The organism is Actinophytocola sp., from assembly GCF_045807065.1.
Taxonomy (GTDB): Bacteria; Actinomycetota; Actinomycetes; order Mycobacteriales; family Pseudonocardiaceae; genus Actinophytocola.
The window spans coordinates 1-8841 of the sequence record NZ_JBJMIE010000244.1 but is presented as its reverse complement, the minus strand read 5'-3'; the positions used below and the strand labels follow the sequence as shown (position 1 = coordinate 8841).

The following is an 8841-nucleotide window of genomic DNA, read 5'->3' as shown; positions in this document are numbered from 1 at the left end:
TCGGGGAAACGCTTTTGGTACTGCTCGACCAGATTTGCCCGCGTCGGGTCGTCGCCCAGTGTTTCCTCGGCGGTCTCCGCGAATTTGGCCGCGAGTGTGCTCTGCGCGCGCTTGAGGCATTGCAGGATCAGCGGCCCGATCTCCGTGGCGTCGACGGAGCTCAGCTCGTCGGTGGTGACGATGTCGACGATCTGCCCGCTCACGTCGACGGTGACCCGGATGCCGCCGTCGGCCGCCGTCTCGGTGACCCGCAACCCGGCGGCCGCCTGCTGCAACCGGTCGAAACCCTGGAGATGTTTGTCGAACTCCTGCTGCCACTCCTCCAGCCGGTCCGCCACCTCCGCCGGGTCACCACCGCGAAAAACCCGGTCGAGGTCGTCGCTGAACGCGCTCACGTCACTCACCCACCCGTCGGTCGGCTGTCAGGATAGAGCGCGCCCACCACCCCCATGACGGCTTTCGGTTACCGGACAGCGAAAAGCGAGCATTCGGCCGCATCTCGTCATCCGATCAGCGTTATGCAAAAGGAAATCAGCCGCACCGGCCCCCGCGGAGCGATGTCCGCGAACCGCCGGCGCGGCTGATCGCCTTGGTTCAGGCCGCGCTCGACGAGACGATGTCGCCCGACAGCGGCGCGATCGTGGCACCTGGTCCGCCTCCCCGCATTTCTGTGCGTGGGTTGCGTCCCGGCGAAGGTGCGGGTTTCAGGGTGGATTGTGGTCGGCTGCCGTCACGTTCCCCTGAGGTATCTGTTGATCAGGTGCCGACTTCGCACAAAGATCCGAAGATCCAAGGGGCCGGCCCAGGTGCCCGGCCGGTGCGGGAGAGAGAGGGGCCGGCGAGAACTCCCGCCGGCCCCTCGCACGACTTGACCGGTCAGCCGCCCAGGGTGTGGAACAGGTCCGTGTGGTCGTTGGTGCCGAGGATGGCCGCCGCGCCGGGGCCTATGCCCCAGAGCGGGACGGTCGCGCCCGTGTGCTGTTGGCTCGGCGGGTTCGCCGACGGGGCCGCGCCGGGGCCGCCGTAGCCCGCGGTGCCGTAGGTCAGCGTCAGGGTCTGGCCGTCCTTGGTGACGACGTTGGTCGAGTAGCCGGTCGGCAGGCCGGTGCCGCCGGCGTCCTCGGACACGATCTGGCTCGTGTGCGAGTGGTCGGCGGTGGCGATCACCAGCGTGTCCGGGTGGGTGCGCTGGTAGTCGAGCGCGACACCGATGGCCCGGTCGAACGCCACGGTCTCACCGAGCTGGCCGCACGCGTTGGTGGCGTGGTCCTGCTTGTCGATCGACGCGCCCTCGACCTGGAGGAAGAAGCCCTTGCGGTTATCCAGCAGCCGGATCGCCTTCGAGGTCATGTCCGCGAGGCTCGGCTCGTTCGCCGGGCGCTGGTTCTCCGTGCACGCCGCCGGGGTGTTGCCCTTGCCGGTCGAGGCGGTCGGGCCGGTCCACTCGAGCGACATGTTGCCCGAGTTGAACAGGCCGAGCACCGGCCTGTCGTCCTTCGCCCCACGCAGGCCGTTCGCGTCGGTGACGTACTGGTAGCCCTGCCGCCTGGCCGAGTCCACCACGGTCGCGCCCTTGTCTCGGCCGCCGGTCACGGTCTGCTCGAACCGCGCGCGGCCACCACCGAGCAGCACGTCGAAGTGGTTGTCGACCTCCTGCTCGGCGATCGAGCCGAGACCGCCCGCGGCCTTGGTCTCCTGGGGGCAGGAGGCGGCGGTGTCGGTGGGGCCCTGGCAGCCACGCAGCGAGATGTGCGCGCCCTGCACGGCCGGGGTCGCGTCGGTGAGCTCGGCGGTGGAGACGTCGCCGACCTTCATGCCGCGCTTCCTGGCCTTCTCCATCACCGACTGGTAGTTGCGGCCGGGCACGTTGATCGCGCTGCTCGGGCCCTGCGAGATGCGCTCGTCGAGCGTCTTCACGCCCGTCGCCCACATCGTGCCGGTCGACGCCGAGTCGGGGTCGTAGTCCGGCAGGTACGGGGCCTTCGGCGCGGGCTTGACCGACCACGTCGTGTCGAACCCGGTCAGCGGCATCCGGTCGACGTTGAGCTTGTTGTGGACACCCTGGTAGTACCGGGCCGCGGTGATCTCCTGCGTGCCCATGCCGTCACCGATGAGCAGGATGACGTTCCTCGGGTGGTGGTCGTGCAACGCCTGCTCGATCTCGCGCTCGGTGTCGCCACGGCCGGGCGACCCGTCCGCCGCGACGGTGGTGCCCAGCACCGCGACCGCCGCGGTACCGACGGCGAGTGCGGCAATCGCGCCACGTCTGTTCATCTCACGCCTTTCGCAAAGGTTGGGACGGCCGGACGCTATGCCCCGTCAGGAGACAGCAGGTGGCCGGAACAAGGCCAACACGTGACGGCCTCGCGATCGGTTACCGTCCGGACAAACCGTGCGAACCGGTATCACCGATCGGCCACCGTCGACTTCAGGCCGTCGAGCATCAGGCCGATGGTGAAGTCGAAGCGGTCGCCAACGGTGCCGGCGGTGAGTTCGGTGGCATAGCGCCTGGTGTGGGGGAAGGTGGCGGGCAGGGCGGCGAAGCGGCGCAGCAGCTCCTCGCGGCTGACGACCCAGGCGTCGTCGCTGCGGTCGCGGCGGGTGTTCGCCAGGGAGACCTCGAGGCTGTAGGCGTTGACGTAGAGCATCAGCGAGTCGATCGCCCAGGCGGCGGCCCGCGGGTCGACGCCCCCGGCGAGCATGATGGCGAGCAGTCCCTCGGCGACGCGCAGCGTGTCCAGGTTGGACGGAGCGGCGGCGAAGGCGGCCCGGGAGATACCCGGGTAACGCAGGTACTGGTCACGCAGCTGGGTGCAGACCCCGACGATCTGCCGCCGCCAGGCGGCGGGGTCCGGCTCGGGCAGGTCGATCTCGGCGCACAGGCGGCCGATGAGCAGCTCGTCCAGGTCCTCCTTGTTGACCACGTGGGCGTAGAGCGACGACGGTCCGGTCTCCAGCGCCGCGGCCAGGCGCCGCATCGTCAGGGCCTCGTAGCCCTCCCGTTCCACGATGCCGAACGCGGTGCCGATGATGGCGTCGACCGTGATCGGCTTCTTGCGCCCGCCGGACGGTCCACGCCGGGCCGCGGGCGCACCCGAGCCGGTGGCCAGCTGGTGGCGAGCGGCGCGCCGCTGCTGCGGAGTCGGTGACATGCGGACAGTCTAGCGAACGGTGTTCTATGCCACTCTGAACACTGTTCTTGTTGTTCGGAACGGGGATCTGCTGTAGAACGGTGTTCGTGTCTATTGACCAGCAACAATCTCCCGCGACCACGCTGCCGCTGCGCACCGCGTGGCTCGTCCTGGTCGTCGTGTTCCTCGCCGACGTCATGGACCTGATCGACTCCAGCGTCGCCAACCTCGCCGGTCCGTCCATCCGCGCCGACCTCGGCGGCGCCCAGGTGACGGTGCAGTGGGTGCTGAGCGCCTACACCGCGGCGTTCGCACTCGGCCTGGTCACCTCGGGACGGCTCGGCGACCTGCTCGGGCGCCGCCGGCTGTTCCTGCTCGGCATGACCGGCTTCACCCTCACCTCGCTGGCGTGCGGTCTCGCCCCCGACGTGGTCTTCCTGATCGTCGCCCGCACGCTGCAGGGCCTGTGCGGGTCGGTCATGATCCCGCAGGGACTGGCCCTGATGAAGGTCGTGTTCCCGCCCCAGCACCTGCGCAGGGCACTGATGCCGATCGGTCCGCTGATGGGACTGGCCACCGTGGCCGGGCCGATCCTGGCCGGCTGGCTGCTCCACCTGGACCTGTTCGGCAGCCAGTGGCGCGCCATCTTCCTGATCAACGTCCCGTTCGGCCTCGCCGCCGCCGCGCTCGCCTGGCGTGTGCTGCCCCGTCGCGGCGGGGAGGACCCGACCGCCCGCCTCGACCTCACCGGCGTCGCCCTGCTCACCGCGGCCTCGGCCCTGCTCATCATCCCGCTCATCCAGGGCCGCGACCTCGGCTGGCCCGCCTGGACCTACGCCATGATGGCCGCCGCGGCCGTCCTGCTCGCGCTGTTCGTCGTCTCCGAACGGCACAGCCGGCACCCGGTCATCGCACCGTCGCTGTTCCGCAAGCGCGGCTTCGTCGTCGGCATGGTGGTCGTGGCCGGGTTCTACGCGTCACTCAGCGCGTTCGTCCTCGTGATCAACCTGCTGCTGCAGCAGGGCATGCACTGGACGCCGCTGCGCACCGGTCTCACGCTGCTCCCCTGGGCGCTGGGCACCGCCGTCGCCGTCCTGCTGGCAGGCGCCGTGCTCGCCGAGAAGCTGGGCCGCGCCAGCCTGCACCTGGGGCTGTCCATCGCCGTCGTCGGCCTGCTGGCGCTGTGGTGGTCCGTCGCGCACTGGGGCGCCGACCTCACCGCCTGGAGGCTGGCACCCGCGCTGCTGCTCACCGGGTTCGGCTCCGGGCTGGTGTTCGTCCCCCTGTTCGACTTCATCCTCGGCGACGCCACCACCGAGGAGGTCGGCACGGGCGCGGGCCTGCTCAACGCCGCCCAGCAGTTCGCCGGCGCCGTCGGCGTCGCCGCCCTCGGCACGGTCTTCTTCGCCCGGGTCGGGCACCCGTCCGTCCACTCCCACCTCGCCGCCGCGGAGCTGGTCTTCGGCATCGCCGCGGGACTGGACCTCCTGACGCTGCTGCTGGTGGGCCTGCTGCCCAGGCACGCCCAGCAGGCCCACGGCTGAGACCTGCTCCCGGTCGTCCGCGGCCGGGACGGCACCGCCGCCTAGCCTTCGTGGCATGGCAGGCACGGAACCCGACCGGCAGACCAGACAGGCCGCGGCCGCGACCGCGACCGCGTTCGTGGACGGCTTCGTGAGCGGGCTCGAGGACGCGCCGGTGCCCACCCGGCTCCTCGCACCGTCGCCGGACGGTCCCGGCGACCTCGCCGACCTGCTGGCCCGCTTCGGCGACGCCGCGAGCCGGGCGATCGAGACCGCCGGGCCGCGCGACGTCGCGCACGTCCCGGCCGGCGGTCCGCACAGCTGCGTGCTCGCCGAGTTCCTGGCCCGGACCGTGAACCGGCACACGGGCGTCGCCGGCCCGGCACACGGGCTCGCCGCCACCGAGCGGCTGCCGTCCCGCGTCAACCGCGGGCGCCGCGTCCACCTGTCCAGCACGCGCCCGCACAGCATCCGCCTGTGTGTGCCGAGCGTGCGCACCCACCGGTCCCAAGTGGACGAGGCACTGGCGATCATCCACCACGCGGCGGGAGACGAATGATGGACCCGATGCTCAGCGAGGACCTGAACACCGTCGACGCACTCCTGGCCGCGACCCTCGACGCGGCGCGGAAGGCGATCGGCGGCCTGGACACGCGGCCCGTCGCCGCGCGGGTGCCCGAGCCGGCGGTGGTGCCGGTGCCCGCGGCCGGGATCGGTGGCGCCGCCGCGTTGGCGCGGTTCGAGCAGCGGTGGGCGCCGTGGTTCTCCGGCAGCGCCGGGCCGCGGTACTTCGGTTTCGTCACCGGCGGCGCCACTCCCGCCGCGGTGGCCGGTGACTGGCTGACGAGCGCCTACGACCAGAACGTGGTCAGCGGCGACTCGGCGGCGCCGGACCTCGAACGCGAGACGGTCGGCTGGCTCGCGGAGCTGTTCGGCCTCGGCACCGGGCACCACGGCGCGTTCGTCACCGGCGCGACGATGTCGAACCTCGTCGGCCTCGCCGTGGCCAGGGAGTGGCTCGGCGAGCAGGCCGGTGTCTCGCCCGCCGACGCGGGCGTCGCCGCGCTCGGCCCGGTCCCGGTGCTCTCCGGCACCCCGCACTCCACTGTCCACAAGGCACTGTCTATTTTGGGCATGGGCAGGGACCGGCTGCGCCTGGTGCCCACGCTGCCCGGCCGAGAGGCGGTGGACGTCGACCGCCTCGCCGACGCCCTCGCCACCCTGGACGGTCGGCCCGCCGTCGTGGTGGCCAACGCGGGCACGGTGAACACCGTCGACTTCGACGACCTGCGCGCGATCGCGGCCCTGAAGCAGCGGTTCCCGTTCTGGCTGCACGTGGACGGGGCGTTCGGCGCCTTCGCCGCGCTGTCGCCCCGCTACCGGCACCTGGTCGACGGACTCGCCGAGGCCGACTCGGTGTGCGTGGACCTGCACAAGTGGCTGAACGTCCCGTACGACTCGGCCGTGCAGTTCACCCGGCGCCGCGACCTGCAGGTGGCGGTGTTCCGGAACGACGGCGCCTACCTGCCGCCACCGGTGGGCGAGCCCGAGTTCGTCCACCTGACGCCCGAGACCTCCCGGCGGCTGCGGGCGTTGCCGGCCTGGTTCTCGCTGGTCGCCTACGGGCGCGCGGGCCACCGCGAGATCGTCGAACGCACCACCGCGCTGGCCGGTCGCCTCGGCGCGTGGGTGGCCGACCAGCCGGGCCTGCGGCTGCTGGCACCGGTCCGCCTCAACGTCGTGTGCGCCACCGTGGCCGGCGACCCGACCCGGGAGCGGGTGGCCGCCCTCGTCCGTGCCGTCGCCCACGGCGGCGAGGCCGTCGTCACGCCCACCGTGTACGACGGCACGCCCGCCTTCCGCGTGGCGTTCAGCAACTGGCGCACCACCGAGTCCGATGTGGACCGGCTGTGCGCCGTGCTGGCCGCGCACGTCACGGGTTCCTGAGCGGCGGCCGTTCGACGAGGGGAAACGTCGGTCGCGCCGCCACCAGTTCCAGGACCGCCCGGCGCATCCGTTCCGGGGTGGGCAGGACCGTGACGGGTTCCTGCCCGGTCGGCGGGTTCAGAGGTTCATGAGCGTGTTCCAGCCGTCGAGCCGCAGGCCGCGGTCGGACGGCGCGACCCCGTCCCACCGGCACGTCAGCGTGCGTTCCTCACCCGGCAGGAGGTCGATCGCGTTGTCGTCCAGGCGTGCCCAGCCCTCGCGGGTGGCGGGGCGGGCGTCGAGCAGCCGGAGGAACGGGGCGACCGGGCCGGACTCGTGTCGCAGCCGCACCTGCCAGCTGTCGGCGCCGGCACGCACCCGCGCGCTCACCCGCGCCGGCGGCAGGCCCACGAGGTCGCCGAAGTCGGCCGCGCCCGTGAGCACGTACCGGTTGTCGGCGTGTGCCGCGTCCGTCCGCACGGACAGGTCCAGCAGGAACACCTGGGCCGGGACCGGGCACCGCAGCTCGCCGACGGCCTGGGGGCCGCCGAGGTCCAGCCGCCATCGCGCCGCCGTCACCTCGGTGCCGTCCAGGAGCAGGACGCGGGCACTGACCCGCGCCGGCCCGGGGTCGCGGTCCGCCCAGGCCCACACGGTCGCGGTCAGCTCGCCGCCGGTCACCCGGGGCGCCGGGAGCGCGGCGCACACGTGCAGCGGCCGATAGGCCCGGCGCACGTAGTGGTAGACCGCCTTCGGTTCGCCGAAGTAGTCGACGGCCGCGGTGCACCAGCCGTTGGGGAACGACTCGTTGAGCTGCCACGGCAGCACGCCGCGGCTCTCCGGGCGGCGGCGGTTGGCCTCGACCGCGTAACGCAGGCCGTCCGCCTGCAGGAACTGGCTCGCCCGGGACAGCGTGGCGAGGTCGCAGACGCGGTCGCCGAACGCCTGCCGGACCAGCGGCTCGTTGTTCCACCACCGGCCGAGGTGGTCCCAGACCGGGTGGCCCCGGGTGGGCAACACGCGGGCGGCCGCGGGCACGACGGACTCGATCGCCCGCGTGTTGCTCATCCCCTCGACACCGAACTCGCTGAGCAGCAGGGCACGCCCCTCGTCGTAGAGGCGGTAGTGGTCGGCCAGGCCCTGGTGCTCCCAGGGTCCGTGCACGTCGTGCTGTTCCCGGCTCTCCCGCACGCTGGCGAGGGTGTTGGCGAACACCGGGCCGGACGGGGACGTCGGCAGCCAGAGCCGCGCCGGGTCCAGCCGCGCCACGACCTCGTGCAGTGCGGCGAGCACGGGTGACTCCGCGTCGGTCAGCGGGATGCCGTCGGGCCGCTGCAGCTCGTTGCCGCCGCACCACACCGCGAGGCTCGGGTGGTTGCGCCTGCCGCGCACGATCCGCTCGGCCTCGGCGGCCATCCGCGCGACGAACGCGGGTTCGGTGCTCGGTGTGCTGCTCATCCCCGAGCTGGACTGGGCGAACTCCTGCCACACGAGGATGCCGAACTCGTCGCACAGGTCGTAGAACGTCTCGCTCTCGATGAGCCCGCCGCCCCACACCCGGAGCACGCTCACCCCGGCGTCGCGGGCGAGGGTCAGCAGGTGCCGCAGCCGCGCGGGGTCGACCGCGCCGTAGAGGGCGTCGGCGGGCACCCAGTTCCAGCCGGTGATGAAGGTGGGCCGGCCGTCGACGGTGAGGCGGTAGGGAAGCGTGCCCTCCTCGCCGGTGAACCGGACGTCCCGGAAGCCGAGGCGGCAGCGGTGCGTGTCGCCGTCCCTGCCGGAACCGTCGCGGAGCACGGTGTCCAGCACGTAGCGGTGCGCGGGGCCGGCACCGTTGACGTGCCAGGGCAGCGGCGCCGGCACGTCGAGCGCGAGCGCGGCGGTGCCGCCGGTGACGGGCGCGGCGGCGGTCGCCACCATCGCGCCGTCCGGGCCGCGGAGTGCGCACTCCACTGTGGACCGGTCGTCGGTGCCGTCCACCTCGACGGTCACGGCGACCCGGTCGGCCCCGGGTCGTGCCAGGACGTCGGCCAGCCGCAGCCTTCCGGTCGTGCGGAGGCGGACCGGCGCCCACAGGCCCTGCTGCACCAGGCGCGGGCAGAAGTCCCAGCCGTAGCCCATCCGACCCTTGTGGACGGTGACCTTGCCGGTGTAGGCGACCTGCGGCTCGCTCGCCGGTGCCGGATCGAGCGCTACGGCCAGCACGTGCTCGGCACCGTCGCGCAGCTGCGCGGTCACCTCGACGACGAGTGGGACGTAGG

Annotated in this window: 7 protein-coding genes; 3 read left to right on the top strand and 4 right to left on the bottom strand. The window is 72.6% G+C overall.

Annotated features, from left to right (window positions below; all coding sequences use genetic code 11):
* The 3 genes from ACJ73U_RS14260 to ACJ73U_RS14250 form a co-directional block, all read right to left on the bottom strand.
* Window positions 1-338 (bottom strand): YbaB/EbfC family nucleoid-associated protein (locus ACJ73U_RS14260; RefSeq protein WP_407778082.1); only part of this gene is annotated, 338 nt, incomplete at its 3' end.
* 538 nt (window positions 339-876) lie between these two features.
* Window positions 877-2274, bottom strand: coding sequence for an alkaline phosphatase (locus tag ACJ73U_RS14255; RefSeq protein WP_407778081.1), 1398 nt, complete (start codon window positions 2272-2274; stop codon window positions 877-879).
* Window positions 2275-2405: 131 nt separating this feature from the next.
* Window positions 2406-3152 carry a TetR/AcrR family transcriptional regulator gene (locus ACJ73U_RS14250; protein ID WP_407778080.1) on the bottom strand — a complete coding sequence of 249 codons (747 nt, stop codon included), beginning with the start codon at window positions 3150-3152 and terminating at the stop codon, window positions 2406-2408.
* Between the two features lie 86 nt (window positions 3153-3238).
* On the opposite strand from ACJ73U_RS14250, the gene ACJ73U_RS14245 reads away from it, so the two are divergent.
* From ACJ73U_RS14245 to ACJ73U_RS14235, 3 genes are read left to right on the top strand one after another with little or no spacing between them, the layout of a single operon-like run.
* Complete coding sequence (locus ACJ73U_RS14245) at window positions 3239-4675, top strand: MFS transporter (protein ID WP_407778079.1); 1437 nt, start codon at window positions 3239-3241, stop codon at window positions 4673-4675.
* 55 nt (window positions 4676-4730) lie between these two features.
* On the top strand, window positions 4731-5213 hold the full coding sequence (locus ACJ73U_RS14240) for a hypothetical protein (protein WP_407778078.1): 483 nt from the start codon (window positions 4731-4733) through the stop codon (window positions 5211-5213).
* Window positions 5213-6601, top strand: a complete 1389-nt coding sequence (locus ACJ73U_RS14235) for a pyridoxal phosphate-dependent decarboxylase family protein (RefSeq protein ID WP_407778077.1) — start codon at window positions 5213-5215, stop codon at window positions 6599-6601. The genes ACJ73U_RS14240 and ACJ73U_RS14235 overlap by 1 nt, the downstream gene beginning before the upstream one ends.
* A gap of 117 nt (window positions 6602-6718) precedes the next feature.
* On the opposite strand, the gene ACJ73U_RS14230 is transcribed toward ACJ73U_RS14235, so the two are convergent.
* The coding region (locus tag ACJ73U_RS14230) for a glycoside hydrolase family 2 TIM barrel-domain containing protein (protein ID WP_407778076.1) at window positions 6719-8841 on the bottom strand (2123 nt) is incomplete at its 5' end.

Bases quoted from the DNA above. Each gene is read 5' to 3' on its own strand.
- ACJ73U_RS14255 (WP_407778081.1), bottom strand. From the start codon at position 2,274: ATGAACAGACGTGGCGCGATTGCCGCACTCGCCGTCGGTACCGCGGCG.
- ACJ73U_RS14250 (WP_407778080.1), bottom strand. From the start codon at position 3,152: ATGTCACCGACTCCGCAGCAGCGGCGCGCCGCTCGCCACCAGCTGGCC.
- ACJ73U_RS14240 (WP_407778078.1), top strand. From the start codon at position 4,731: ATGGCAGGCACGGAACCCGACCGGCAGACCAGACAGGCCGCGGCCGCG.
- ACJ73U_RS14235 (WP_407778077.1), top strand. From the start codon at position 5,213: ATGGACCCGATGCTCAGCGAGGACCTGAACACCGTCGACGCACTCCTG.